Source organism: Ruegeria atlantica (assembly GCF_947495585.1).
In the GTDB taxonomy this organism is placed as follows: domain Bacteria; phylum Pseudomonadota; class Alphaproteobacteria; order Rhodobacterales; family Rhodobacteraceae; genus Ruegeria; species Ruegeria atlantica_G.
In genome coordinates this window covers 17,590-42,776 of the sequence record NZ_CANLZK010000001.1, presented here as the reverse complement: position 1 = coordinate 42,776, position 25,187 = coordinate 17,590, and the positions used below count along the sequence as shown (strand labels likewise).

General features: G+C 55.6%; 25 protein-coding genes and 1 pseudogene. 9 read left to right on the top strand and 17 right to left on the bottom strand.

Annotation, left to right across the window (positions count from 1 at the left end; genetic code table 11):
- Nucleotides 1-20: 20 nt before the first annotated feature.
- Both QMP16_RS00230 and QMP16_RS00225 read right to left on the bottom strand, forming a co-directional pair.
- Nucleotides 21-995 (bottom strand): ABC transporter substrate-binding protein, encoded by a 975-nt coding sequence (locus QMP16_RS00230; protein ID WP_282150780.1) that lies wholly within the window; start codon nucleotides 993-995, stop codon nucleotides 21-23.
- Nucleotides 996-1,049: 54 nt separating this feature from the next.
- The gene (locus tag QMP16_RS00225; RefSeq protein WP_282150779.1) at nucleotides 1,050-2,516 is read right to left on the bottom strand and encodes an aldehyde dehydrogenase family protein; all 1,467 of its coding nucleotides are present in this window, start codon (nucleotides 2,514-2,516) and stop codon (nucleotides 1,050-1,052) included.
- A gap of 166 nt (nucleotides 2,517-2,682) precedes the next feature.
- Between QMP16_RS00225 and QMP16_RS00220 the strand changes: the two genes are divergently transcribed.
- Complete coding sequence (locus QMP16_RS00220; RefSeq protein ID WP_282150778.1) at nucleotides 2,683-3,783, top strand: LacI family DNA-binding transcriptional regulator; 1,101 nt, start codon at nucleotides 2,683-2,685, stop codon at nucleotides 3,781-3,783.
- Nucleotides 3,784-3,793: 10 nt separating this feature from the next.
- A complete protein-coding gene (locus QMP16_RS00215; RefSeq protein ID WP_282150777.1) occupies nucleotides 3,794-5,431 on the top strand; it encodes a GMC family oxidoreductase in 1,638 nt (545 codons plus the stop codon).
- A 143-nt stretch (nucleotides 5,432-5,574) separates the two neighbouring features.
- Here QMP16_RS00215 and QMP16_RS00210 read toward each other — a convergent pair.
- The 9 genes and pseudogenes from QMP16_RS00210 to QMP16_RS00170 form a co-directional block, all read right to left on the bottom strand.
- Nucleotides 5,575-6,280, bottom strand: a pseudogene (locus tag QMP16_RS00210) (IS6 family transposase).
- Nucleotides 6,281-6,358: 78 nt separating this feature from the next.
- The gene (locus tag QMP16_RS00205) at nucleotides 6,359-7,102 is read right to left on the bottom strand and encodes a ribonuclease activity regulator RraA (protein WP_282150776.1); all 744 of its coding nucleotides are present in this window, start codon (nucleotides 7,100-7,102) and stop codon (nucleotides 6,359-6,361) included.
- A gap of 16 nt (nucleotides 7,103-7,118) precedes the next feature.
- The gene (locus tag QMP16_RS00200; RefSeq protein WP_282150775.1) at nucleotides 7,119-8,042 is read right to left on the bottom strand and encodes a sugar kinase; all 924 of its coding nucleotides are present in this window, start codon (nucleotides 8,040-8,042) and stop codon (nucleotides 7,119-7,121) included.
- Nucleotides 8,043-8,114: 72 nt separating this feature from the next.
- Complete coding sequence (locus QMP16_RS00195; RefSeq protein WP_282150774.1) at nucleotides 8,115-8,858, bottom strand: SDR family NAD(P)-dependent oxidoreductase; 744 nt, start codon at nucleotides 8,856-8,858, stop codon at nucleotides 8,115-8,117.
- 66 nt (nucleotides 8,859-8,924) lie between these two features.
- Nucleotides 8,925-9,797, bottom strand: a complete 873-nt coding sequence (locus QMP16_RS00190; RefSeq protein ID WP_282150773.1) for an NAD(P)-dependent oxidoreductase — start codon at nucleotides 9,795-9,797, stop codon at nucleotides 8,925-8,927.
- A gap of 25 nt (nucleotides 9,798-9,822) precedes the next feature.
- On the bottom strand, nucleotides 9,823-10,242 hold the full coding sequence (locus QMP16_RS00185; RefSeq protein ID WP_282150772.1) for a GlcG/HbpS family heme-binding protein: 420 nt from the start codon (nucleotides 10,240-10,242) through the stop codon (nucleotides 9,823-9,825).
- Nucleotides 10,243-10,261: 19 nt separating this feature from the next.
- A complete protein-coding gene (locus QMP16_RS00180) occupies nucleotides 10,262-11,548 on the bottom strand; it encodes a TRAP transporter large permease (protein WP_058272447.1) in 1,287 nt (428 codons plus the stop codon).
- A 2-nt stretch (nucleotides 11,549-11,550) separates the two neighbouring features.
- Complete coding sequence (locus QMP16_RS00175; protein ID WP_058272446.1) at nucleotides 11,551-12,084, bottom strand: TRAP transporter small permease; 534 nt, start codon at nucleotides 12,082-12,084, stop codon at nucleotides 11,551-11,553.
- Between the two features lie 76 nt (nucleotides 12,085-12,160).
- Nucleotides 12,161-13,135, bottom strand: coding sequence for a TRAP transporter substrate-binding protein (locus QMP16_RS00170; RefSeq protein ID WP_282150771.1), 975 nt, complete (start codon nucleotides 13,133-13,135; stop codon nucleotides 12,161-12,163).
- A 323-nt stretch (nucleotides 13,136-13,458) separates the two neighbouring features.
- On the opposite strand from QMP16_RS00170, the gene QMP16_RS00165 reads away from it, so the two are divergent.
- The gene (locus tag QMP16_RS00165; protein ID WP_282150770.1) at nucleotides 13,459-14,127 is read left to right on the top strand and encodes a GntR family transcriptional regulator; all 669 of its coding nucleotides are present in this window, start codon (nucleotides 13,459-13,461) and stop codon (nucleotides 14,125-14,127) included.
- A 24-nt stretch (nucleotides 14,128-14,151) separates the two neighbouring features.
- Here the strand turns inward: QMP16_RS00165 and QMP16_RS00160 are convergent, their stop codons facing one another.
- From QMP16_RS00160 to urtA, 6 genes are all read right to left on the bottom strand, one after another.
- Nucleotides 14,152-14,670 carry a redoxin domain-containing protein gene (locus tag QMP16_RS00160; protein ID WP_282150769.1) on the bottom strand — a complete coding sequence of 173 codons (519 nt, stop codon included), beginning with the start codon at nucleotides 14,668-14,670 and terminating at the stop codon, nucleotides 14,152-14,154.
- Nucleotides 14,671-15,097: 427 nt separating this feature from the next.
- Nucleotides 15,098-15,793, bottom strand: a complete 696-nt coding sequence (gene urtE / locus QMP16_RS00155) for an urea ABC transporter ATP-binding subunit UrtE (RefSeq protein ID WP_282150768.1) — start codon at nucleotides 15,791-15,793, stop codon at nucleotides 15,098-15,100.
- Nucleotides 15,794-15,796: 3 nt separating this feature from the next.
- Nucleotides 15,797-16,537 carry an urea ABC transporter ATP-binding protein UrtD gene (gene urtD / locus QMP16_RS00150; RefSeq protein WP_282118839.1) on the bottom strand — a complete coding sequence of 247 codons (741 nt, stop codon included), beginning with the start codon at nucleotides 16,535-16,537 and terminating at the stop codon, nucleotides 15,797-15,799.
- The gene (urtC, locus tag QMP16_RS00145; RefSeq protein ID WP_282150767.1) at nucleotides 16,534-17,763 is read right to left on the bottom strand and encodes an urea ABC transporter permease subunit UrtC; all 1,230 of its coding nucleotides are present in this window, start codon (nucleotides 17,761-17,763) and stop codon (nucleotides 16,534-16,536) included. Before urtC ends, urtD begins: the two co-directional genes overlap by 4 nt.
- A gap of 3 nt (nucleotides 17,764-17,766) precedes the next feature.
- Nucleotides 17,767-19,719, bottom strand: coding sequence for an urea ABC transporter permease subunit UrtB (gene urtB / locus QMP16_RS00140; RefSeq protein ID WP_282150766.1), 1,953 nt, complete (start codon nucleotides 19,717-19,719; stop codon nucleotides 17,767-17,769).
- A 59-nt stretch (nucleotides 19,720-19,778) separates the two neighbouring features.
- Nucleotides 19,779-21,059 carry an urea ABC transporter substrate-binding protein gene (gene urtA / locus QMP16_RS00135; RefSeq protein WP_108862010.1) on the bottom strand — a complete coding sequence of 427 codons (1,281 nt, stop codon included), beginning with the start codon at nucleotides 21,057-21,059 and terminating at the stop codon, nucleotides 19,779-19,781.
- A gap of 473 nt (nucleotides 21,060-21,532) precedes the next feature.
- On the opposite strand from urtA, the gene QMP16_RS00130 reads away from it, so the two are divergent.
- The 6 genes from QMP16_RS00130 to QMP16_RS00105 all read left to right on the top strand — a co-directional run bounded on the left by QMP16_RS00130 (nucleotide 21,533) and on the right by QMP16_RS00105 (nucleotide 25,164).
- Nucleotides 21,533-22,270 (top strand): urease accessory protein UreD, encoded by a 738-nt coding sequence (locus QMP16_RS00130; RefSeq protein ID WP_282150765.1) that lies wholly within the window; start codon nucleotides 21,533-21,535, stop codon nucleotides 22,268-22,270.
- A gap of 1 nt (nucleotide 22,271) precedes the next feature.
- Nucleotides 22,272-22,574: an urease subunit gamma gene (locus tag QMP16_RS00125; RefSeq protein WP_058276342.1), complete on the top strand. Its 303-nt coding sequence runs from the start codon at nucleotides 22,272-22,274 to the stop codon at nucleotides 22,572-22,574.
- Nucleotides 22,575-22,592: 18 nt separating this feature from the next.
- Entirely contained in the window at nucleotides 22,593-22,754 is a 162-nt protein-coding gene (locus QMP16_RS00120; RefSeq protein WP_158506935.1) for a hypothetical protein, read from the top strand.
- The gene (locus QMP16_RS00115; RefSeq protein WP_058276343.1) at nucleotides 22,751-23,083 is read left to right on the top strand and encodes an urease subunit beta; all 333 of its coding nucleotides are present in this window, start codon (nucleotides 22,751-22,753) and stop codon (nucleotides 23,081-23,083) included. The genes QMP16_RS00120 and QMP16_RS00115 overlap by 4 nt, the downstream gene beginning before the upstream one ends.
- The gene (gene ureC, locus QMP16_RS00110; RefSeq protein WP_282150764.1) at nucleotides 23,058-24,818 is read left to right on the top strand and encodes an urease subunit alpha; all 1,761 of its coding nucleotides are present in this window, start codon (nucleotides 23,058-23,060) and stop codon (nucleotides 24,816-24,818) included. Before QMP16_RS00115 ends, ureC begins: the two co-directional genes overlap by 26 nt.
- Before the next feature lie 121 nt (nucleotides 24,819-24,939).
- The gene (locus tag QMP16_RS00105) at nucleotides 24,940-25,164 is read left to right on the top strand and encodes a DUF1127 domain-containing protein (RefSeq protein ID WP_282150763.1); all 225 of its coding nucleotides are present in this window, start codon (nucleotides 24,940-24,942) and stop codon (nucleotides 25,162-25,164) included.
- Nucleotides 25,165-25,187 lie beyond the last annotated feature (23 nt).

The window sequence follows — 25,187 nt, the reverse complement described above, 5'->3', positions numbered from 1 at the left end:
GCACCACCCACCAGGGAGAATCAATAGGCTTCGTCGATGTGATCGGCCGCATTGTCCTTGGTAAAGATGCGGTCTTCGACCTTCACCCATTCCGGGATCGTCTCACCAGCCGCGTATTTCTTCATGACTTCACAAGCCAGAGGACCGAAGAAGGGCGAGCTTTCCACCGTGACCCCCATCTTGCCATCGATGATGGCCTGAAGCGCATCGCGTGTCCCGTCGATCGAAACGATGGTCACATCCTCGCCAGGCTTGCGGCCGGCCAATTCCAGAGCCTGGATCGCGCCGATCGCCATCTCGTCATTGTGGGCGTAGACCACGTTCACGTCGGGGTGCGCCTGCAGCAGGGTTTCCATCACCTGACGACCCAGGTCGCGCGCAAAGTCACCGGTCTGAGAAGCCACGATCTCAAAGCGGTCGTCCGCTGCGATCGCGTCGTCGAAACCCTTTTTACGGTCATTTGCAGGTGAAGAACCAGTTGTGCCTTCCAACTGGACGATGACGCCCTTGTCGCCGTCGAAATTTTCCATCAGCCATTGCGCGGCCCGGTTGCCCTGATCAATGAAGTCCGATCCCAGGAATGCTACGAAATGCTCGCCTGGCTTGGCGACGGCCGGATCAACCGAGCGGTCCACGAGAAAAGTCGGAATGCCGGCGGCGCGTGCTTTCATAACGGCCGGAATCAGTGGCTTTTCTTCCCTTGGAGGCAGAAACAGAACGTCGATGCCTTGTGCGATCATGCTGTCCACATCCGCAACCTGCTTGGCCGCAGATCCAGCTGCATCCGTCGCGATAAGGTCCCAGCCGCAGGCCTCGGCCGTGTCATGGAACGATTTGGTCTCGGCAATGCGCCACGGATTGTTCGACTCCATCTGTGCAAAGCCGACTTTGTAGCGCTCCTTCTGCTCAAGCTGTGGCAGATCCTGCGCTATCGCAGTCGTGCCCAACAGCGCACCCGCGACAACCGTCGAGATCAAAAGAGTTCTGCGTTTCATGGTTATTCCTCCTCCATTGGTGCGGTCGCCTCCGTTTTGACCGCGAGTTTTAGGTCATGCCCAATTCATGTAAGTCGTCTGTTTCCTCAGATAGCCATCGAAGCCATAAGCGCCGTCTTCACCCCCAACACCGGACATACCCCAACCGGTATGAAATCCCTGCACGGCCTCGCCATTGGAGCGGTTCAGGTACAATTCGCCGAACTTCAAACGGCTCGGGGCCTCCATCAATCGCCGGTGCGATGCCGTAAAGAGATAGGCAGACAGCCCGAATGATGTGTCATTCGCTGCGTCTATCGCCTGATCAAAATCATCGACTCGCATTGCTGTCGCCACGGGGCCAAAGACCTCCTCTTGCATCGCGGCATTGCCGTTGTCTGAGACCTCAAGAACCGTCGGGGACATCCAATGCCCCATATGATGCACCCCATCCGTCAGGGGCCCGCCTGCAAGATGAACCGTGGCGCCTTCGGCGATGCTGCGCTGGATGATCTCGGCGACCTTGGTCACTTCGGCCTTGCTGACTTTGGGACCCAAATCACAGTCGTCCATCGGATCCCCGATCGACAAAGCGCGGGCCGCGGACACGAATTTTTCCAGGAACTGATCCGCAATGCCGCGATGCAGATACATACGCTCGTTGCAGGTGCAAATCTGGCCGCAATTGGTAAACCGGGCGGCAATGGCGGCCGAAACGGCGGCATCAATATCCGCATCCTCCATCACGATGAACGGAGCCTTACCGCCAAGCTCGAGCCGGACAACCTTGATCCGATTGGCCGCAGCGCGAAAAATCTCTTTCCCGGCGCGTGTGCTGCCGGTCATTGTGATCAGTGACGTATCGGGGTGTTCGACCAACCGCTGCCCTACCACCGGCCCCTTGCCTGTCAGAACATTAAGAACACCGGGCGGAAACCCGACCTTGTTGGCAAGCTCGGCGACTGCAAGACCGGACAGCGGCGTGATTTCGTGCCCCAACAGAACAACGGTGTTGCCCGCGACCAGCGCGGGTCCGACCTTCCTGGCGGCCAATGCCAACGGATAGTTCCAGGCCGTCAACGCAACAACAACGCCATAAGGATGACGCCGGATCTGGATTTCCTCGGACTCGTTGTCCGATGCAACTATGTCACCCGAAATCCTCCGGGCCTCTTCAGCCGCATGGCAAAGAAAGGTGACGGCAGCATCCACTTCACCTCGGGCTTGCGAGATCGGCTTGCCCTGCTCGGCGGTGATCAGAGCAGCCAAACGACCGGCGTCGACCCGGACGGCCTCAGCGAGCCTCAGGACCAGCCGAGCCCGCTCGATCGCCGGGCGCGAGGACCACGAGCCAAAAGCCCGATGGGCCGCCTCGACAGACGCATCCGCGTGAGCGGCGGCACCATCTGGAACCAGCGCAACGATCTCTTCATTTGCAGGGTTTTCGACAACAACCGTGTCCGCGTCAAAGTCGACAAAGCGGCCATCGATGAACATCGAATGCCGAACGACTTGACCCAGCTCCCCTACTACAGACCGCAATTTCACCTCCCGCGCTTACTCGGTCAAACCACAATGGCGACCGCATCATCGATCAAAACACTAATAGTATTATCTCGTCAACACTAATATTAATTACTATCCACTAATATTAGTTGCGCGCCCTCCGCATAGTCGATAAAAAGGATACGAACAAAAAGGTTGAGCGATGAACGATCAAGCGAACAAGGCCGGGCAACACAGGGGTGTAGGACGAGTCGCGGGCCGCCAGCGCATAACGATGCACGACATTGCACGCGTCGCCGGATGCTCACAAACGACAGTATCGCTGGTTCTGAACAAGAACGATTCCGTCAAAATCTCCGAGGACACAAAGCAACGAGTCCTGGATGCCGCCAACACGCTTGGATACGCCATGCCCTCTCAACTCAGGAAACCCCAAGACAGCGCGCGCCGACCCTCGGCACTAGACGACACCATCGCTTTTGTCGTGGACGATCTGGCGTCGAGCCCCGAAATGGTAAACGCGTTTAACGGCGTGAAACAGGCCGTTCGGGACACCGGAAATCTTGTATTGCTGGCAGAAACCCAAAACGACCCCGAGGTCGAGCCCACTACGCTCCGATATTTCCTCGACCAACAGGTTGCGGGCATCATTTACGCGACCGTTTTCACCCGGCGGGTGGTCGTTCCGGAAATCCTCACGCAGACCGCAACCCCGGTTCTGCTGCTGAACTGCTTTTGCGACGACCTCTCTTTTCCTGCGGTGATCCCCGGCGAAGTCGCTGCTGGACATACGGCGACCAACGCTCTGATCAAGGCCGGGCACGAACGGATCGCCACTATCACCGGCGAGCCGTTCATGGAATGCGCCGCGGGACGAACGACCGGGTATAGAAACGCCTTGGCTTCCGCCGACATTCCGTTCGACGAGGACTTGATTGTCGAAGGCAATTGGTTGCCCAGCGCCGGATATGCCGCCACGCGTGAATTGATGGACCTGCCCTCTCCGCCAACCGCCATTTTCTGTCAGAATGACCGCATGGCAATCGGTTGCTATGAGGCGCTCAAGGAACTTGGCCTGTCCATCCCCGAGGACATCTCGGTCATCGGATTTGACGATGACGAAACCGCGCGACACCTGTCGCCGCCTCTGACCTCGATGATCCTTCCCACCCGGGCGATGGGACGCTGGGTCGTCGAACAGCTATTTCACGGGCCGACGGATGGTCAGAGGCACCCACTCGTGAAGCTTGAATGCGAACTGGTCGAGCGCGACTCGATCAGCGAACCCAAACGCCGGACCTGAAGGCGAAATCATGACTGAAACCTTCGATCACATCGTCATCGGCGGCGGCTCTGCCGGCGCCGCAGCTGCAGCGCGACTGGTCAACCAGGGCAAGTGCAGGGTTCTGGTGCTGGAGGCCGGGCATTCGCACCGCCATCCGTTGCTGGACATGCCGCCGGGTATCTTCAAGATGATCAACGGGTCCAAGTTCATGACCTATCACCAGACCGAACCGCAGGACCACCTTGACGGCCGCGTGCATGACATTCCGCAGGCCAACGTACTTGGCGGCGGGTCGTCCGTGAATGCGCAGGTCTATATGCGCGGTCGCCCTTCCGACTATGACGCTTGGAACGACCTGCTCCGAAAGACCAACGACAGGGTTGGTTGGGGATGGGACGATGTGCTGCCCTATTTCCGTAGGATGGAAGACAACAACAGACTTCACAATGACCTGCATGGCAGCAACGGTCCGCTGCAGGTCTCGGATCCGGGGCATATCGACGAAATGTCCCGTTGGTTTGTTCAGTCGGTGCAGGCCCTTGGTGAACCATTCAACACGGACTTCAACGGCGTAACACAGCGCGGTGTCGGTTTCTATCAGTTCACCAATCGCGCCGGAAAACGCAGCTCGTCAGCTTATGCTTTCCTCGACCCTCTCGAGACAAACTCTAACTTGATCATCCGGCTTGGCGCAACGGTCAGCAAAGTCATTGTCGAAAACGACAGGGCTGTCGGTGTGCAGTATCGCGACAAACGCGGGTCCCACACCGTCCAGTGTGATGGTGAGGTTGTCCTTGCGGCGGGCGCTCTGGTCACGCCAAAAGTCCTGATGCTGTCGGGTATCGGACCGGGTGCACATCTTGCCGAACACGGTATTCCCGTGGTCTGCCCACTGCCCGGGGTCGGTCAGAACCTGATGGATCACCCCGAAGTTCCCATCACCGCCTTTGCCAACGGTCCATACGGATATTTCAAACAAGGTGAGGGCTGGCGGATGCTTCGAAACGGCATCCAGTTCAAACTGTTCGGCAGCGGCCCGGTGACTTCGGCCGGGGTCGAAGCCGGCGCGTTCGTCAATCCGTCGGCTCCTAATGGAGAACCAACCATCCAAGCCTTTTGCGTTCCCATCGTATATCTGGATCGCGACGCGCTGGACGAGGTGCAGGATGACTTTGGCGTGACCGTTACGACCGTCGTGGTCAAACCGAAATCACGCGGAGTGGTTCGGCTTCGCTCGGCCGATCCTCAAGCTATGCCGGCGGTTTCGCCCAACCTTCTGAAGCATGAAGACGACATGCAAGAGATGATCCGGGGGCAGCGGTTCTTTCGTCGGGCATTCACGTCGGGCCCGCTCGCACAAAGGATCCGCGAAATTGTCATTCCAATAGCGGACGACGACCAGACGCTGCGAGCACATTGTAAGAGATTCGTAAAAACCAACTATCACCCGGCGGGCACTGCCAAAATGGGCCGGGACGGAGACGGAATGGCAGTGCTGGACGCCAGAATGCGTGTGCGCGGGATCGAGAGCTTACGGGTTTGCGACATGTCCGCAGTGCCCGACATCAACGCCGGCAACACAAACGCACCTGCCATGATGCTTGGCGAACGATGCGCCGACCTGATCCTTGGCATCGGATCAGCACGCGAGGGACGCAATTCTTAACCTAAGCTGCGGCGTCGTCCGTCATTGATCCGATTTCTGGCGCTAACAATGGCGTCGCGCTGCCCGCCCGACCGAAAACAGATTTCCCTAGATGTTTTCCGACTAATTCGAACTAGCCTCAGTTTGCCGCGGAAACCACGAACCTATCCGGAACAAAGTTGACGCCACTCGCTAAGGGCGGCGGCGCGGGTCAGCTTGAATGTATCTCTGCTGGTGAGATCGCTCCTTGTTAAAGTGGTTGTAGACGGAGGAATGGACGGAGGCGAATGTCTGTAAACTTCGCACCCGCCTGAACCGCTGCATTGCGCGTTCGCGTCGTCGAAACGGCAGGTGCGAATTCTTAACGCGGTTGTTGAGCCACCTGCCCGTCCTTTGTTTTTCGGTAACGCCAAGCTCTCTGAGCCCAGCGCTGTATGAGGCGAAGCGATCTATGACGACGTTTACCGCTTTGCCGTGTCGCTTCATCAATTTCTTGAGGAATTTCAATGCTGCAGCATTGTTTCGGCGCTTGGTGACAACTGCTTCCAGTACCTCGCCTTCCTGATAAACGGCCCGCCAAATATAATGCCGCTTGCCATTTACCTTCACGAAAACCTCGTCAACGTGCCACTTCCATTTGGAGAACGCGCGCAGCAGCTGAACACGCTTCCGCCTTATATCAGCAGCAAACATCGGGCCAAACCTGTGCCACCAAAATCGAACAGTTTCGTGGCTCACGTCGATGCCTCGCTCGTGCACCAGATCTTCGACATTCCGAAGCGAGAGCGGGAAACGGATGTACAGCATCACCGCAAGGCGGATGATCTCGGGACTGGCTTTGAAGCATTTAAATGGTGATCGTCTTTCCATCCACAAAGGCTATGAATGCCCCCTGCCCGCCTCAGGCCAAGTTCTTCTGACAAAACCTACATGGCAGCGATTCAGACATCAGTCAGAGAGCCGCGCGCGCCAGACCTCAAATCGCTCGAGAACGTCTGGGTCGGTTGCAGGATAAAGTCCAATTACGGGGGTGTTTTTTCGCACCTCTTCCAGAACGAAGCGTTCGAACAGCTCCATTGGGCCTGCCTCGATCGCAATGTCATCGGCGAGGTGACGTGGGATAATCATGACACCGTCGCTGTCACCCAGAACGATGTCGCCGGGATAGACCGCCACGCCGCCACACCCGATTGGCAAGCCGATATCAACCGCATGATGTTTCGTAAGGTTGGTTGGGGCAGACGGTTTTGCAGCAAAGACTGGCATCTCAAGTGCTGCGGCACCGTCGGCGTCGCGAATTCCACCATCCGTGACAACGCCCGCTGCTCCGCGCATTTCCAGTCGCGTTAAAAGGATCGAACCTGCCGAGGCCGCCGTGGCGTCCTGCCGACAATCCATTACCAATACTGCGCGTTCAGGACATGTTTCCACGGCCACGCGCTGCGGGTGATCTGGCTCACGAAACGCCTCGATCAGGTCGGTGTCTGGCCGTGCAGGAATGTAGCGCAGTGTAAAAGCCGGGCCCACAAGAGTGGGCTTGCCCTTGCCCAATGGGGCAACGCCTTGAACATAGGCGTTTTGATAACCGCGTTTGTAAAGCAGCGTGGCCACAGTCGCTGTGTTGACCTTTGACAAGCGATCAAGCGTATCCGGATGCAGTTTGATCGTTTCGGCAGGCTGAGGGTTCGGCAAGGGTTGGATCCTTCTGCTAATGCTGTAGACAACTGTCGAGCAGGCTTTGGTTGATGGGAACAAGTGCACCTTTGCCTTGCACGACATGCCCTGCAAGTTTGCAGGCCAGCGCTATGCTGTCAGGCAAGGGTGTATCCGTTGCTAGCCCTGCCAGAATGCCAGCGTTGAAACTGTCGCCTGCAGCAGTCGTATCCACAACCGAGGCCAGAGGCGGAACATGGACTGAGCCCTCTGCGCCGCCGGTACGATAAAGGACCGTTTCTGCACCATTCTTGACAACGATAGTTTCCGCGCCCGCCCTTGCATAGCGCTGCAAAGTGGCCGCGGGGTCCTTGTCGCTGAACCAACGTGCCTCGTCCTCGAACGATGGCAAAGCGATATCGCTAACGGCGGCCGCTTGCATGATGTTCTCGGTCATCTCAGAGGGGCTGTCCCAAAGATGCGGGCGCAGATTGGGGTCGAAGGCAATCCGTTTTCCGGCGCGTCGCGCTGACTGAACAACGTCGAGCAAGGCGGCGCGCCCTTCAGGGTTCAAGATTGCCAGAGTGATGCCCGAGAAATAGATGAGATCTGATTGCGTCATGGCGTGGGCAAGTGCTTGCTTGTCTTGGGCCAATAGGCGTGCGGCCGACTGGCCGCGCCAATAGGTAAAACTGCGTTCACCGTTGTTTAGCGTGATAAGATACAACCCCACTGAACGGTTTGGCACGATCCGCACCTGCTGGGTGTTGACCCCGCTTTCGCGCATCGAATCCAGCATCCGGGACGAGATGGCATCATTTCCGACGGCGGTAAAATAGGACAAGGGCGTTTCGGGTGTGAGTTGGGCCAGATACCAAGCTGTATTGAACGTGTCTCCGGCGAACCCCATTTGATACGTGCTTGGCGCGTCAGTTGGGGCCATTTCGGCCATGCATTCACCTATCGCGAGAATTCGCATATTCCGGTTTCCAGTACTTCGAAGTTTGACAAACGGTAGCGTTCGACAATTAGGTAACCTGTTCTGCAGTGGTCACGAGAACAGCATCCCACCATTGATATCGACATTGGTCCCGGTCAGATAAGCCGAGTCCTCGCTTGCCAGAAACGCCACGAGGTTCGCAACGTCCTGAGACTGGCCTTGCCGCTTGAGCGGCGCAGCAGCTTCTAGCCCCCGACGGCCTGCATCGGGAGTATGGATGTTATGGAAATCCGTGTCGATCATGCCTGGGCAGATTGCGTTGACACGGATATCAGGACCCAGTTCTTTTGCAAGACTACGGGTGAGCGTCATGACCCCGCCTTTTGACGTTGCATAAGCCGACGCACCCGGGCCACCACCGTCGTGACCCGCCTGACTGGCGATGTTTACAATGGCCCCGGATTTCATATGCAGCAGTGCCGCTTTGACCATTAGAAACGTGCTGGTCAGGTTGAGATCCATGACAGCCTGCCAATGCTCAAGCGACATCTCGGCGATTTTCTTGCGCGCGATCAAACCTCCGGCATTGTTCACCAGAATGTCCAGGCTGCCATAGGTATCGACCGTCTTGGCGATCAACGCATCGACCTCTTCGGGTTTGTTCAGGTCGCCTTGCATTGCAAACGCCTGTCCACCGATCTTTTTGATCTCGGCTACGGTTTCCTCGGCGCCGGCACTACTGACAAAGTAGTTCACCGCGACATTCACCCCTTCGGAGGCGAGTTTGACAGCGCAGGCGCGCCCGATATCGCGGCCACCACCCGTGACAATTGCGGTCTTTCCCTGAAGTTTCATGATCGTTCTTTTCCGCCCAAATAGTGCTTCGAAACTTTCTACCTTGGACTGTTGCTGTGCCTAGCGTTAGAGCTTGACGAAATAGTCAAAAATTTCTGGCACGTTGCCATCCCCAATGCCTGCGTCGACCGCGGCTTGTAAGTTGTGCGCAGTGCCTTCGGCAATCTCGGCCCGCGTGCCCATGTCTGCGGCCATCTTCAGAAAATAACCGAGATCCTTGTTGGCATTGTTGATCGAGAACCCAAGATCACTGACGCCATCCACCGCGTAATTCTTGCAAAAGCCCATGAATGGCGAATTGGACGGACCAGCTGACATGATGTCGAATAGTTGTTGCTTGTTGATCCCCGCGCGATCAGCCACGGCAAACGCCTGGCTCATTGTGCAAGCAGTGGTCATGCCCATGAAATTGTTGATGAGTTTGGTCACGTGGCCAGCACCCAGTTCGCCGAGGTGAAAGACATTTTCACCCAGTACATCCAGAACAGGTTTCACCTTCTCAAAGGTGTCGATATCCCCCGCCGCCATGATGTTCAATAAACCATCCTTGGCGTGCGCGGGCGTGCGTCCCAGCGGTGCGTCAACCATACCGGCACCTTTGCCGGCCAAATCAGCGCCAATTTTGCGAGTGGACGCCGGGATCGAGGTGCCAAAGTCAATGACCACGGCACCGTCCTTGATGCCTGCCAGGATGCCGTCATCGCCGTAGATCAGGCTTTCGACGACATCCGATGTTGTTACACAAAGCATCACGATATCGCTGCTTTCAGCAAGCTCTCGTGGCGTCTTAACCTCTACAGCGCCGCGGTTGACTGTGGCGGCCACTGCTTCCCTGTTGCGACCCATGACAACCAGATCGAAACCGTTGTTTTGCAGGCATTCTGCCATGTTGCCGCCCATGAGACCGAGGCCGATGAAACCGATGACGGGTTTTGTCATATCTGACTCCTTACACTCTTTCTGATTAGACTTCGCAGAGCGCCGTGACCGCTGCCTGCGCGACTTCGAGGTCCTGGGCTGGTGAACCCGAGCTCACTCCGATCCCGCCAACCACCTGCCCATCAATCGTCACAGGGAGGCCACCTGCAACGGTCACCATGCGCCCTCCCAACGATGAAGATATTCCATGTGCGGCCATACCCGGCTGATTAGCTTCACCAAGAACGTCCGTACCTTTTTGGATGCCGGTTGCGGTGAAGCTCTTGTCGATGGCTAGGTTGATGCTGGTGATCTTGCCGCCGTCCATCCGCTCAAACGCGATGAGGTTGCCGCTTTCGTCTGTGACGGCAATACACATCGGCACGCCGATTTCCTGCGCTTTTGCTCGCGCTCCTGCGATCAATTTGCCCGCGTCATCGATGTCCAGGCGTTTTATTGTCAGCATCGCCAAATTCTCCTTTGATTTACGGGCCAATGATCAGGTTCGGCAGCGTCAGTGAAATTGCCGGCACGAAAGTGATCAGCATGAGCGCTGCAAAAATTGCGAGGTAGAAAGGCCAAATCGTTTTGACCGCCTTCTCCATCGGTAGTTTCCCAACCGCACATCCCACAAAGAGACAGGTCCCGACAGGTGGCGTGCAAAGACCAAGACCTAGGTTCACCAAAAGGATCATACCGAACTGTAGCGGGTCGATACCCAGCATGTTCATCACCGGCAAGAAGATCGGCGTGCAGATAAGGATGAGCGCGGCCATGTCCATGATCATCCCCAAAAGCAACAGGACAGCATTGATCATTAACAAGATCAGGATCGGGTTTTCTGTGATACCCAATAGGAATTCGACCGTTTTCGTCGGCACCCGGTTGAACGTCAGCATATAGGCAAAAGCACCGGCACAGGCGATCAAGATCATCACCATAGAAGTTGTGCGCACCGAAGAGATAACGGCAGTTTTAAAGTTTTCCCAGGACAGGCTACGATAGACAACAAGCGTCACGACAAAGGCATACATTGCCCCGAATGCGCCGGATTCAGTCACCGTAAAGACGCCTGACAAGACCCCTCCGACAATAATCACGGCCGTCAATAGACCCGGAATCGAACCCACAAAAGCAATGGCAAGTGCGGTCCAACCTGGAAACTGCTCGGCCTGGTAGCCACGCTTGACCGCTACGACGTACGCTGCAATTGCAAGGCAGCAACACATAAGGACGCCGGGCACAACGCCAGCCAGAAACAGTTTTGAGATTGAAACAGCACCGCCTGTTGCAAGGGCAAAGATGATCATGTTGTGGCTGGGCGGAATGATGATCCCGGCAATTGATGACGTCACTGTAACGTTCACCGCATAGTCGGCATCATAACCTTTGTCTTTCATCACCGGGATCAGGATCGACCCAAGCGCCGAGATATCGGCAATTGCCGATCCGGAAATGCCACCAAACAACATGGACGAGAAGACATTGACGATGCCAAGCCCACCGCGCACAGCGCCTACGGCGGCCTGCGCGAACCGAACCAACCGGATCGCGATACCACCGTGAAACATCAGCTCGCCCGCAAAGATGAAGAACGGGATTGCCATTAGGGAAAAGACGTTGATCCCCGACACGATACGCTGGAATCCAACAAACAGCGGCAATCCTTCAAACCAAAAAGAAGCCAATGCAGCGATACCAAGGGCGTATGCCACTGGAGCGCCTATGATGACACATAGGGCAAAAACCCCCAACAGAATCATGAGTCCCATGACTATCCCTGATCTATGTTGTCTTGGCGTTCGTCTCGGCCCAGAAACAGGCGGATCAGATGGCCAGTGGAAAAAAGGAACACCAACGCGCCGCTGATTGTCAGTGGCAAGGAACGCAAGCCCTCTGACCATTGGATGAGCGGGATCAGGGTGTTCCATTTGAATTTGGTCAACTCGATTCCGTACCAAAACATCATGCCACCGAAACCTGCCATCAGGACATCAGAGACCACGACAAAAACCGTTCGCACAGAGGGCGGAACTATATTGCGGAACACGACAACAGAGAGGTGCGTGTGATTGTGCACGCCCGCGGCCGCACCGAGGAACGCGATGACCATGACCAACAGCAGTGAAACCTGCTCGACCCACGTGGGCGTGTTGTTCAGAACGTAGCGGCCAAATACCAGCCAGGCAAAGATCGCTGTCATAACAACAATGGCGACGCCAGACAGCAACATGCAAGCTCGTGCAAGCAGATCAAGAATCCTGTCCATGTTGCGCATGGCGGCAGGTGGGGTATCGGGCTCTTGCATTGGGATTCCTCTGAGACAAAACGCCCGGCATCCAATTGGTGGAGCCGGGCGCTCAAAGTTGGACTGTTACGACAACTTATTCAGTGGCTTGCGCCATTTCCACCAACGCTTTCATGTCAGGATTTGCAGCCAAGTAGTCTGCATAAACCGAATCCATTGCGGACTGGAATGGGCTTTTGTCAGCGATTTCGTTGACCGTGATGCCAGCCGCTTCAACATCTTTACGCGCTTGCTCAGAGCCAACTGCCCAAAGCTCACGCTGGACCAGTGCGGCTTCCTCTGCTGCACCGCGCACAGCGGCCTGCAGCTCAGGAGACAGCGCATTGAATTTGGCCGTGTTCACGCAGATGCATTCGGGGATAATAAGGTGCTCGGACAAAGAATAATTTGTGGTCACTTCATAGTGACCGACATTTTTGAACGACGGGAAGTTGTTTTCCGCACCATCAACAACGCCGGTTTTCAGCGCTTGCTGAACTTCGGAAAAAGCCATTGGAGACGGGTTCCCGCCCATAGCTGAAATCATCGATGTATAAAGATCGTTGTTCATCACACGGATTTTCAGACCTTCGACATCTGCGGGCGTGTTGATCGGCTTTTGGCTGTAGAAGGAACGCGCACCGGCATCGAACCATGCCAGTGGCAGTACGCCTGCTTCACCCATCGCAGCTGAAACAACCTCACCGGCGTCGCCGTCCAGCACGCGGAACATGTGTGGCACATCTTTGAAGATGAAAGGAAGCGATACAAGGTTAGCTTCTTTCACCATTGGGCCAATGGGACCGAGGTTGAAGTTACCGACCTCGATTGCGCCGATTCGAACCTGTTCAAGGGCATCCGGTTGGGAGCCCAGAACACCACCGTGGAATACATCGACGGTAACCTCGCCGTCTGTAGCAGCGTCAACCAGTTCGGCAAACTTGTCCATCGCAGCCGTGTTGGGATGGCCGTCGTTGTGGATGTTCCAGGCGCGCCAGTTGTCGGCTGAAGCAGACGTTGCAATGAATGCCACAGCGGTCGCAGTCGCAAAGAACGATTTCGTGAAAGTCATGGGTTCTCCTCCCCGATTAATTTTGGACAGGATTTGGCTTTCATGGAAATTCAGAGACCGTAAGCAACATAGCTTTCGATTTCCCCCAAGAACCAGAATCGCTGCTGTCACTATAGGGACACTAGTATCCAAGTTCTGTCAACGGTGAGCATCTAGTATGTCAGATTGCTTGACAGTCGAAAGCGCAGGGCATTTGATAGGTGAAAGGCATACATTGGTTCACCCAAGCAGAAGTCAATAAAATATCATATTGATTTCAATGCATTAATTATGAACCGGTATTTTGAATACGTGACCAAGATAGAGGGCGCAAGCAACACACCGTGGAAGATTTTGTCAGACGAACCACAACCGATGCGGTCTATGAAGCGCTACACGACGAGATCGTTTCGCTTGAAATTCTTCCCGGTACGAAGCTTTCCGAATCTGAGGTTGCGAGCCGATTCGGCGTATCACGCCAACCTGTTCGCAACGCATTCACAAGGCTCGGCAACGAAGATCTGCTCGTAATTCGACCACAAAAGGCGACCGTAGTTCGGGGATTTTCGATGGAGCGTGTGGCTCTCGCTCGATTGGTTCGAATGGCGGTGGAGCTGGAGATCATCCATCGAGCAATGGAAGTCTGGGACGCAACACGTGAAGCAAAGCTTGCAGAAAACCTCGCCTTACAAGAGCAGGCGATCAGTGACGGTGATCTATCGGCGTTTCACGCGCTGGACTATGATTTTCACAAACTGATCTACGTGCTCAGCGGCAATCCGATGGCATTTGATGTAATGCTAGAATCCAAGCAAAAGGTAGACCGGCTTTGTATGCTCAGTCTTGAAAAGGGCAGTGCCGCAGACGCCATCCTCGCCGATCACCGAGAGATTGCACAGGCCATGGCGGCAGGAGACCATGATCAAGCGCAAGCCTCTGTCAGAAAGCATCTGTCCCGCCTCGACGAAACCATCGAATTCATTCACAAAACGCACCCCGGCTACTTCGAGTAACCGAGGCCGGGCGATCTGGTGGTCTCAGGCTGTTCCTCGTTCCGGACGGTCATTATCGATATTGAATTTCATGCCGTCCAAAAGCTCTTCCAAATCGGGGCGTGCCGCCGGGGCGTTTGAGATATCGACCAGCATCAGCGCCCCGTTCGGACGGATACCAAACGCACCAGGTTCGGCGAATAGACCTGTTGTTTCTGCATCAGACAGAGGTGATGACACATAAAGACCAAGCGAGCGCATTTGCGCTTCGGTCATTCCATAACAAAGATCAAAATCCCAGCCAAATTCTGCTTTGTCCGCCGCAGCTTTTTCTTTGGTGTCGGCAGAGACAACGATAACGTCCATAACGTCAGCCCATGCTGACAGCGCCGCATTCAACTTGTTCAAGAAGCGCTTGCAGCGAGGACAATGCTTGCCACGATAAACAAACAACATGGTCCAGCGGTCTTTTTGTTGACCGATCGTAACCTTGTCCTCAGACCCAAGCCTAAAAAAACTCATTTGCTCGATTTGCGCGCCGACATTTGGTTTGGCTGAGGTCATGAGTTGTTCCTTTGCTCTATAAATCATGGCTTGGCGCAGATACCGTTAGCTTATTTCATGTCACGTCAAGGCAACGATTGAAACCCAGATCGCGGTATCATTCGGTGCTTGAAAGGCACGCTCGGTCTAAGATCGCCGTTAGTTAACGAGGAATCTCCGATACCTACCCGCCGTATGAAGCCGATGTCTCCGCCCCAAGCTAATGCGTTGCCGAGGTTGCAGTCTGATTTCTGCTTCAACAAGACCATCGCGAAGCAACCGATGGTGATCACAGATCGAGACAAAAGGTATGGAACAACAGTATTTCAGACAGCAGGCATTTTGCAAATGGAACGTTTCTGGAGGATCAAACCATATCACGAGGATTAATGCAGGACATGATTTAGGTTTGATGCACCCATACCGAAGCCAACTACACGGAACAGTGCTAAACTGTTACGGCCTGCAACACTTGATCACGCGTCAGGTCATCTCGTGTGCCTTTGACCAAGATTTCTCCACGTCGCAACACAACAAACCTGTCAGCAAGATCATATGCGAAGTCGAAATATTGCTCGACTAAGACAATTGCCATTCCGCTCGTCTTTCTGAGGTGCCGGATCACTTCGCCAATCTGTTGGATTATGTTCGGCTGAATACCTTCGGTGGGCTCATCCAGCAGCAGCAGGCGCGGTCTTGTGATCAGTGCACGCGCGATGGCCAACTGTTGCTGCTGCCCGCCGGAAAGGTCGCCCCCGCGCCGGTTCTGCATTCTTTTGAGGACCGGGAACATATCAAAAATATCATCTGGAAGGAAATGTTCGCTGGCAGGCAGACAGGAGAAGCCTGTTTCCAAATTTTCTCGAACCGTGAGCAATGGGAATATTTCGCGACCTTGGGGGACATATGCCACACCTTTCCAGGCCATCTGATGAGCAGGCAAAATACCCATTTTCTTTCCGTCAAGCTCCAGTTCGCCACCGGAACGGGGATGCGCTCCTGAGATTGCTTTCATCAGACTGGTTTTTCCGACACCGTTGGTCCCCATGACGCACGTTACTTCACCCTGTAAAGCTTCCATGGAAATCCCGTTGAGAATTTTCGAGTGCCCATAGTGCAAAGTCAGATCGGTCAGCTTCAACATTTTCTAGCGCCCCAGATAGACGTCGATGACGTCCTGATTTGATGTCACGTGATCAAGACTGCCCTCGGCTAACACGGATCCTTCATGCAAAACCGTGACTTTGCAGTTCAGGCGCCTGACAAATTCCATATCATGTTCAACGACCACAACCGCGCGGGTCTTTGCAGCTTGAACCAGCAAGTCTGTGGTATGTTCGCGCTCTTGCGGGGTCATGCCAGCGGCGGGTTCGTCGACCAACAGCAGACGTGGGTCCTGCGCAAGCAGCATGCCAATTTCCAACCATTGCTTTTGCCCGTGGCTCAGTTCACCTGACTTCCGGCTCAGTTCCTGATACAGCCCAATTTCGGTGGCCAGGTCTTCGACCTTCTGCAAATCACTTTTGGACGGACGGTAAAGCAGTACGCCAACCCAGCCACGATTTTTCTTTAGCGCCATTAGTAGATTATCGCGCACGGACTGATCCTCAAAAACCGTAGGCTTCTGAAACTTCCGCCCGATTCCCGCCTGCGCGATTTTTGCCTCGGTCATATCCAACAAAGATACGGACTTTTCACCCCATATGACCCGCCCCTCATCTGGTCGGGTCTTGCCGGTGATGATGTCCATAAACGTAGTCTTGCCGGCCCCATTCGGGCCAATCACGGAACGTAGCTCTGCGTCACCAATCTGGAAGGACAGGTTGTTGATGGCGCGGAACCCGTCGAAGGTAACCGATACGCCACTTACCTCTAACAAGGTGCTCATAGGCTAGCCTCTTTCTCACGCAAAGCGCCTTCATCGGGTCCCAGATTGGCACCATGCCGATCGGGATGACGCTGGTTGGTATACAAGTCGAACAACCCTCCGATACCTTGCGGAGCAAACAGCGTGACCAGCACAAACGACACACCCAGCAGAACTTGCCACCAGTCGACCCATTTGATCGTGTAAAAGCCAAGCGGGATATCCGGGGCCTGCCCGCCCGTGAACCAAGTGCTCAGCAGGCTGACAAAAGCTGCGCCAATCACCGCGCCGTACAAGCGGCCCCGCCCGCCGATGGCGACCCAGACGGCCAGATAGATTGAGGCGATGGGGGCCATCTCCTCGGGGTTGATAATGCCAGCCTGCGGATAATATAGCGCACCCGCGATTGCGGCGATGCAAGCCGTCAGGGTGAAGACAGCCAACTTGTAGGCTTCGACCGAATAGCCGAGGAACCGAACCCGCGCCTCGTTGTCTCGAATGCCACGCAGGACCGAGCCGAACTTGCCCGACACGATCCATGCCGCCAGCATGTAACCCAGTCCCAACGCAAAAGCCGAAGCCCATAGGAACCAGAGCGAAACAACGTCTTGAGAGACAGTGACACCGGGCAGGTTCTGCAGGCCGGACAAGCCATTGTTGCCGCGCAGCCCGCTGTCGTTCTGAAACAGATACAAAGCCAGAGCCAGCGTCATGGCTTGCGTCAGGATCGACAGATAGACGCCCGTTACTCGACTGCGGAAGGCCAGCCAGCCAAAGATCAGCGCCAGCAGGCCAGGCACCACGACGACCAGTATCAACTGCAGCGTCAAGCTGTGCGAAAACGCCCAGATCAGCGGGAATTCGGATGATCCGACTACGCCGAAAATCTGAGTGCCGATGGCGTCCACAACTTCGGCAGGCGTTGGCGGGATGTCAGCTTGTGACAATGACTCGGCCACGATCAGCCGGGTGCGTTCGTACATCAGCCACATGCCGATCATATAGCCACCGAGCCCGAAGAAAGCGAAATGACCTAGTGATAGAATGCCGGTGAAACCCCAAACAAGATCCATCGCGACCGCGATCAAACAAAGGCACAGAGTCTTGCCCAGCGTTTTGACGAAACTGGTTGAGATCACACCGATCCCGAACCCTTCGGACAGGACAGTTACACCCAGCGTGAACAGCGACAGGATGGCCAGAAAGACCAGCACAGATGGGTTCTTAGCAACAAAACTACGTTCCATAACTCAATCCCCCGCCGCGCGACCTTTGAGGGCAACAATGCCTCGTGGTCGAAATTGGATGAAAATGATGATGAAGATGATCATGTAGGTTTGCGCCGCGAGGGTGTTCGACGGGTTCATCCACTCGATCCCTTTTTGCAGGAACCCGATCATCCCCGCGCCTGCCAGCGCCCCCCAGATGTTGCCGACACCACCGACAACTACGGTCATGAAACTTTGCACAATGTAGTCGTTGCCCAGATCCGACGTGACTTTGGCGAACAAGCCAATTGCGACCCCGGCAATCCCGGCAATGCCAGAACCCAGACCAAATGTCAGCATATTCACCCTCCCCGGATTGATCCCCATCGACCCCGCCATGCGCGGGTTCTGCGTGACCGCTCGCATCTCAAGCCCCAGCCTTGTCCGTTTCATGATGTAAAGGAACAGCCCCAGAAAAATCAGCGCCAGCACGAAGATCGCAATGCGGATATAGCTGATCGAAACCACATCGTTCATCACCCAGGCACCGTCCAGCCAGCCCGGAGCAGTCAGAGGGCGGGCCTGTGTACCAAAGATGTTCTTCGCCAGTTGCTGCAAGGCAATCGAGATACCAAAGGTCGCCAGCAGTGTTTCCAACGGGCGGGCATAAAGCCAACGGATAACCAGGCGCTCCATGGCGACGCCCATGGCAAACGTGACGGCGAAAGCCATTGGGATGGCAACGATGATCGATACCGTATGGTCGGGGACGTACTGCTGAACGACATAGCCCGTATAGGCGCCCATCATGATAAATTCGCCATGGGCCATGTTGATTACACCCATCACTCCGAAAGTGATGGCCAAACCAATTGCGGCTAGGAAATAAATCGAGGCCAGAGAGACCGCATCCAACGTCAGGTCGAGCGTTTGGTTTAGGCCAACTTTCAGTTCGATCTTCTTTAGCGCTTTTTCGGCAGCGGTGGTTACTTCGACGGACGGCTCGGCATAAGTCTCAAAGAACACATGCGCACCCAGCGCCATGTCGATATCGGCCTCAGTTACCAACGCAGGCACGATTCCGGCTTCGGCCAGAGTGCTGTAGGCTTGTGCGCGCGCAGTATTCTCGTTCAGTTGCGCGACCGGGACACCCCCTACGCGACCACCGTCAATGTTCGCAGCCAAAGCCAGGCGGATGTCATCAGGCAACACATGGGGCGCAGCCAAGTCACTCGCGACCAAGAGGTGGTATGCGTCATCCCGCGACAAGGCCTCTGAACCAGGTTCCAAAATGATGGCGACGTTAACATCCGATGGCAGGTCCGCAGCGGTCTTCCGTGAGGTAGCCACTAGCGGGTTCAGCGCCGCGCGGACGTCGACACCCAGATCGTTCGACATTTCTTCAATTGCAGCCACGCGGGCCGCAACGTCTTCGTCATATCCAATAGTCAGCAGCCGTTCGAGCCGTTGCTTCTGGGCCTTCAAATCCACATCTGGCTCATCCTCGATCGAGGCACGAAGAGGTTCGAGCAGTGCACCTTCGGGATCACGTTGAATGGACTTTAGTGCGGCTAGGCGCTTCTTTCGATCCGTGTCGGTCAACTGAAACTGCACCAGAGCTGTCCCGATCATAGCGCGGACACCGCTGTTGGGTTTCAATTGCTTCAGGTCGGATTTCTCAAACGTGCCGACCACTTCACCCGTGTCGAAATCGGTCAGTTGGTACAACCGCCCTTCGGCCTTTGTTCCGCCAAAGAACAGACCGTCAGACTTGCGCATCCACATGTCTTTGGCGACCCATGTCTCAAGCATCACCTGCGCTTGCGGCAGCCCACTGGCGGCAAGCGCATCAATCGCCGGTTTGATCGTCTTGCGCGAACTTTTGACAATGATCTCCTGATGATCCTGCAAGATCGGCTGCAGGCCACCGTCTTGCGCGTTGGCGTTCAGGCAGGCGAAGAGAATTGCCAGGCCCGCAAGGAAAAGTCTTAACATGTGGTGAAACCCGCGTGTCTTTGGGCAAGGCGGGCGATCACACCCGCCTTGCGTACGATTTAGTAATTCGACAAAGTCTGAACGCAGCTCTCGGTCTCAGTGTTGTACATACCGCAGCCGAGATCTTTCCAATCCGATTTCAGCACTGCGGATTCAGGCAGGAAGTCGGTCCATGCATCGCCCGGCACAACGTCCGTTTCGCTGATGATGTCGAACTGGCCGTCTTCCTGAATCTCACCAATCAGAACCGGCTTAGCCAGATGGTGGTTCGGCAACATCACAGCAGTACCTCCGGTCAGGTTCGGGAATTCCTGCCCGTACATGGCGGCGCGCACAGCGTCTACTTCGGTCGAGCCGGCTTCGGTCGCGGCATTCACCCACATGTTGAAGCCGATGAAATGCGCCTCCATAGGATCGTTGGTCACCCGTTCGTCACCCATGGTGGCTTTCCAGGTTTCGACAAATTCGGCATTCACATCAGTATCCGCCGACTGGAAATAATTCCAAGCCGCTAAGTGACCGACGAGGTTCGCCGTATCCAGGCCGGACAGTTCTTCCTCACCAACCGAAAAGGCCACGACAGGAATGTCATCTGCCGAAACACCAGCTGCGGCCAGTTCTTTATAGAAACCAATGTTGGCGTCTCCGTTGATGGTCGAGATCACACCAACCTTTTTGCCATCTTCGCCCAGTGCGACGACGTCAGATACGATCTTGGACCAGTCAGAATGGCCAAAGGGGGTGTAGTTGACGAAGATATCCGCGTCCGCGATACCCTTTTGCTTAAGGTAGCTTTCCAAAATATTGTTGGTGGTCCTGGGATAGACATAGTCCGTCCCGAGCAGAGCGAACTTCTCAACCCCCAGTTCCTCCAGGAAATAATCGGTCGCTGGGATCGCCTGCTGGTTCGGGGCCGCACCGGTGTAAAAGACATTTTTAGAGCTTTCTTCGCCCTCATACTGAACCGGATAGAACAGCAAACCATTCAGCTCTTCGATCACAGGCAGTACTGATTTGCGGCTGACCGAAGTCCAGTTGCCAAAGATCACATCCACCTCGTGGACGGTCAGCAACTCACGCGCTTTTTCCGCGAACAGCGGCCAATCCGATGCGGGATCCACAACAACGGCCTCAAGCTGCTTGCCCAAAAGACCACCTTTGGCGTTTTGCTGGTCGATCAGCATCAGCATGGTGTCTTTCAGAGTAGTCTCCGAGATTGCCATCGTGCCCGACAGCGAATGCAGCACTCCGACCTTGATCGTGTCTTCGGCAGACAAGGCAGCGGTGGCTATGGCAGCAAAGACAACCGATCCGGCGAGCGTGGATTTGAGCGATTTCATGTAATCCTCCTGGCGGGGCCGGGAGAGAGGGCTTGCGCAAAGGCACACTCTTCTTCTACCTGATCCCCGCAACTGTTGTTGCGTTCCGTGTGGCGGTTGTGTTCGAGGTCCAATTCGCGCAGCCGTCACACACCCCCGGGTCATCTCCGCGGTGGTACCCATACGGTTTCTGCATTGCAGCAAGGTTGGCAACTTACCTTTAGCCCAATTTTGGAAATCGGCGAGAAGCGCATATTTTTTCATCTAAGTCGGAGGTTTCTGTCTAAAATTTAGACACACGATGTGGAAATAAGCAGATTCCGACACTGCAGATTAGTGTTCCGACACTTCAATAGAGAAACAGGTGGCACCAAACGACGCGCTAAAGGTGTCCTATTACACAAGTTGCAGCCATATTGCCCACGCACAGCGCGGTACCGCCACGTGCTGCAGGCACTGTCAGCTTAAGCACCAAGCAATTGGGCAACAGAACTGTGCTGGACAGATTTCGCCAGTCTGGGTCCTTTAAATGCCTGTTCCCCAGAACGATCACACCTGATCTTGATGCGGTTCTTCTGAACACGGCGGGCGGCGTGACCGGAGGCGATTCATTCCGATTTTCTTGCAAGGCAGCAAAAAGCACGGCGCTGACTTTGACGACACAAGCCTGTGAGCGCGCCTACAAAGCCCAGCCCAAAGAATGGGGCCAGATTACAAACCATTTGACGGTTGAGGATGGCGCCCGGCTGAACTGGCTGCCGCAGGAAACCATCCTGTACAACGGCAGTGCTTTGGACCGACGCCTCAGGATCGACATGGGGCTTGATGCTGAAATGCTGATGGTCGAGCCGCTGGTCTTTGGGCGCATTGCCATGGGCGAGACGCTGACCGGCATCCGCTTGCGCGATAGAATCGAGATTCGCCGCGAGGACACGCCAGTGTTTCTCGAGGCGATCAGGTTCTCAGGTGATTGGCATACGCATTTGTCCAAGCCGCATATTGCGAACGGCGCAGGGGCGATGGCGCTAATCGTCTTAGCGTCGAGTTCCGCCGAAGGTCATCTGAAACCTGTCCGGGAAATGCTACCGGACACCGCCGGTGCAACCCTGATCCGGAAAGACCTATTGGTCATTCGCATTCTGGCGGACAACAGCTTTGCTCTGCGGCGAACGCTGATACCAGTTCTACGCCGACTGAACAAAGACACTTTACCCCGATGCTGGATGCTCTGACATGAACCTGACCCCTCGAGAAAAAGACAAACTGCTGGTCGCCATGGCCGCCGAGGTCGCTCGAAAACGGCTGACCCGCGGCGTTAAGCTGAACCACCCCGAGGCCATTGCGTTGATAACCGACGCCGTGGTCGAAGGCGCGCGCGATGGCCGTTCGGTCGCGGACATGATGCAAGCCGGGGCTGAAGTGATCTCCCGTGACCAATGCATGGAAGGCGTGCCCGAGATGATCCACGAGGTACAGGTCGAAGCCACTTTCCCGGATGGCACAAAACTTGTGACTGTCCACAACCCCATTCGCTAATTTCTAAAGGAGTTCTCCATGAACCGTATGCTGTTTCCCGCTCTCATTCTGGCTGGTCCGGCCATGGCCCATTCGGATACCCAAGTTCACGCTCATGGCAGTGATTACGCCGCGCTCGCAGTTGGGTTGGCTTTGATTGCGGTCATCGCCATTACCGTGATTTTGAAGCTGCCGAAATGATCCCGGGTGAGATTATTCCGGCCGAAGGCTCACTGACGCTGAACGCAGGGCGCAGCAGCCGTCTTGTTATTGTCGCCAATACCGGCGACCGACCAATACAGGTCGGCAGCCACTACCATTTTTCCGAAGCAAACCCGGCTCTGGATTTTGATCGGTATGCAGCTTTGGGTATGCGGCTGGACATCCCGGCGGGCACTGCGGTGCGATTTGAGCCAGGGCAAACTCGCGAAGTTATGCTGGTGCCATTTGAGGGGCGCCGGCACATCTACGGTTTCAATATGCATATCATGGGGGCTTTGAAAGATGCCGGGCAAGATCAGTCGGAGTGACTATGCCTCCATGTTCGGCCCCACGGTCGGCGACAAAGTACGATTGGCAGATACCGATCTGATCATCGAAGTAGAAAAAGACCTGATCGTGGAGCGCGCAACGACTGCGCGTTTCAGCGAGACCGGCCACCGCGAAGATGTCTATGGTGAAGAGGTTAAATTCGGTGGTGGCAAAGTCATTCGCGATGGGATGGGGCAGTCACAGGCCACGCGAGCCGAGGGGGCCGTGGACACGGTGATCACCAATGCTCTGATCGTGGATCACTCGGGTATTTACAAGGCGGATGTCGGCCTAAAGGACGGGCGCATCGCCAAGATCGGCAAAGCCGGAAATCCGGATACGCAGCCCGGTGTAGACATCATCATCGGCCCCGGCACAGAGGCCATCGCTGGCGAGGGTCGCATCCTGACGGCTGGCGGGTTCGACAGCCATATTCACTTCATCTGCCCTCAACAGATAGACGACGCGCTGCATTCTGGCCTGACGACCATGCTCGGTGGCGGCACTGGCCCGGCACATGGCACTCTGGCGACCACATGCACACCGGGCCCATGGCATATCGGCCGGATGTTGCAGGCGGCAGATGCTTTTCCCATGAATCTTGCTTTTGCGGGTAAGGGCAACGCTTCGCTTCCCGCTGCTCTGGAGGAACAGGTCAGAGCCGGAGCTTGTGCGATGAAACTGCACGAGGACTGGGGCACGACCCCGGCAGCCATCGACTGCTGCCTTTCGGTCGCTGATGCGATGGACGTTCAGGTGATGATCCACACCGACACGCTCAACGAATCCGGGTTTGTTGAAAATACAGTTGCCGCGATAAAGGGCCGTACTATCCACGCTTTCCATACCGAAGGCGCGGGCGGCGGCCACGCCCCCGACATCATCAAAATCTGCGGTGAGGACCATGTCCTACCCTCCTCTACCAACCCGACGCGGCCCTTTACGGTGAACACGGTAGAGGAACATCTCGACATGCTGATGGTCTGCCATCATCTGGACAAATCCATCCCCGAAGACGTGGCCTTTGCTGAAAGCCGCATCCGGCGTGAAACCATCGCGGCTGAAGATATCCTACACGACATGGGTGCCTTCAGTATCATCGCGTCCGACAGTCAGGCTATGGGCCGCGTTGGCGAGGTGTTGATCCGTACGTGGCAAACGGCTGACAAGATGAAAAAACAGCGAGGCCGCCTGCCGGAGGAATCCGGTGACAACGACAATCTGCGCGTTCGCCGTTACATCGCCAAGTACACGATTAACCCTGCCGTTGCCCATGGCCTCAGTCACGAGATCGGCAGTATCGAGGAAGGAAAACGCGCCGACCTGGTCCTGTGGGACCCTGCCTTTTTTGGAGTGAAGCCTGAGATGGTTTTGCTGGGCGGCACCATCGTTTGTGCACAGATGGGTGATCCGAATGCTTCGATTCCTACCCCGCAGCCAGTTTATAGTCGGCCAATGTTCGGTGCCTATGGTCGATCCGTTGAAAACTCGGCCATCACCTTTGTTTCGCAAGCCGCGCTGGCGGACGGGATCGGTGATACACTTGGATTGGCAAAGCAGACCGTCGCTGTCCAAAACACGCGAGAGATTGGCAAACGGGATCTTCTGCTCAACAACGCGACACCTCATGTCGAAGTCGATCCAGAAACCTACGAAGTCCGGGCAGATGGCGAATTGCTGACCTGCCAACCCGCCGAAGTGCTGCCAATGGCACAGCGATACTTTATGTTCTGACTAAAAATTATGCTGCATTGCACCGCGCGCAACCCAGAAATGACCAAACACCCACTTCAAAGTGAGGCCGATATGACAGATATTAATGCCCAAGGGAGGACCAACGTTTACGAGGGTCCAAATGGCACACTCAGCAACACAATCTCACGCACGCTTTTCGCTGCCCGGTCTGATCGCGTCCATCGCAGCATCAGTCTACGGGGCTCTGATCAGTGTGGCCGAAGCTCAATCACGCGTTCGGCAAGTCGAATTCCTGCAATCGCTCAGCGACGAAGAGTTGAAAAAACGCGGCCTATCACGCGAACGGATCGTACATCGGGTATTTTCGGACTCAATCTGGCTCTGACCATTACCGCTACAGAGGAGGTG

Bases quoted from the DNA above. Each gene is read 5' to 3' on its own strand.
- QMP16_RS00230 (WP_282150780.1), bottom strand. From the start codon at position 995: ATGAAACGCAGAACTCTTTTGATCTCGACGGTTGTCGCGGGTGCGCTG.
- QMP16_RS00220 (WP_282150778.1), top strand. From the start codon at position 2,683: ATGAACGATCAAGCGAACAAGGCCGGGCAACACAGGGGTGTAGGACGA.
- QMP16_RS00215 (WP_282150777.1), top strand. From the start codon at position 3,794: ATGACTGAAACCTTCGATCACATCGTCATCGGCGGCGGCTCTGCCGGC.
- QMP16_RS00200 (WP_282150775.1), bottom strand. From the start codon at position 8,042: ATGCGAATTCTCGCGATAGGTGAATGCATGGCCGAAATGGCCCCAACT.
- QMP16_RS00195 (WP_282150774.1), bottom strand. From the start codon at position 8,858: ATGAAACTTCAGGGAAAGACCGCAATTGTCACGGGTGGTGGCCGCGAT.
- QMP16_RS00190 (WP_282150773.1), bottom strand. From the start codon at position 9,797: ATGACAAAACCCGTCATCGGTTTCATCGGCCTCGGTCTCATGGGCGGC.
- QMP16_RS00185 (WP_282150772.1), bottom strand. From the start codon at position 10,242: ATGCTGACAATAAAACGCCTGGACATCGATGACGCGGGCAAATTGATC.
- QMP16_RS00180 (WP_058272447.1), bottom strand. From the start codon at position 11,548: ATGGGACTCATGATTCTGTTGGGGGTTTTTGCCCTATGTGTCATCATA.
- QMP16_RS00175 (WP_058272446.1), bottom strand. From the start codon at position 12,084: ATGCAAGAGCCCGATACCCCACCTGCCGCCATGCGCAACATGGACAGG.
- QMP16_RS00170 (WP_282150771.1), bottom strand. From the start codon at position 13,135: ATGACTTTCACGAAATCGTTCTTTGCGACTGCGACCGCTGTGGCATTC.
- QMP16_RS00160 (WP_282150769.1), bottom strand. From the start codon at position 14,670: ATGACCTCAGCCAAACCAAATGTCGGCGCGCAAATCGAGCAAATGAGT.
- urtE (WP_282150768.1), bottom strand. From the start codon at position 15,793: ATGTTGAAGCTGACCGATCTGACTTTGCACTATGGGCACTCGAAAATT.
- urtD (WP_282118839.1), bottom strand. From the start codon at position 16,537: ATGAGCACCTTGTTAGAGGTAAGTGGCGTATCGGTTACCTTCGACGGG.
- urtC (WP_282150767.1), bottom strand. From the start codon at position 17,763: ATGGAACGTAGTTTTGTTGCTAAGAACCCATCTGTGCTGGTCTTTCTG.
- urtB (WP_282150766.1), bottom strand. From the start codon at position 19,719: ATGTTAAGACTTTTCCTTGCGGGCCTGGCAATTCTCTTCGCCTGCCTG.
- urtA (WP_108862010.1), bottom strand. From the start codon at position 21,059: ATGAAATCGCTCAAATCCACGCTCGCCGGATCGGTTGTCTTTGCTGCC.
- QMP16_RS00125 (WP_058276342.1), top strand. From the start codon at position 22,272: ATGAACCTGACCCCTCGAGAAAAAGACAAACTGCTGGTCGCCATGGCC.
- QMP16_RS00120 (WP_158506935.1), top strand. From the start codon at position 22,593: ATGAACCGTATGCTGTTTCCCGCTCTCATTCTGGCTGGTCCGGCCATG.
- QMP16_RS00115 (WP_058276343.1), top strand. From the start codon at position 22,751: ATGATCCCGGGTGAGATTATTCCGGCCGAAGGCTCACTGACGCTGAAC.
- ureC (WP_282150764.1), top strand. From the start codon at position 23,058: ATGCCGGGCAAGATCAGTCGGAGTGACTATGCCTCCATGTTCGGCCCC.
- QMP16_RS00105 (WP_282150763.1), top strand. From the start codon at position 24,940: ATGGCACACTCAGCAACACAATCTCACGCACGCTTTTCGCTGCCCGGT.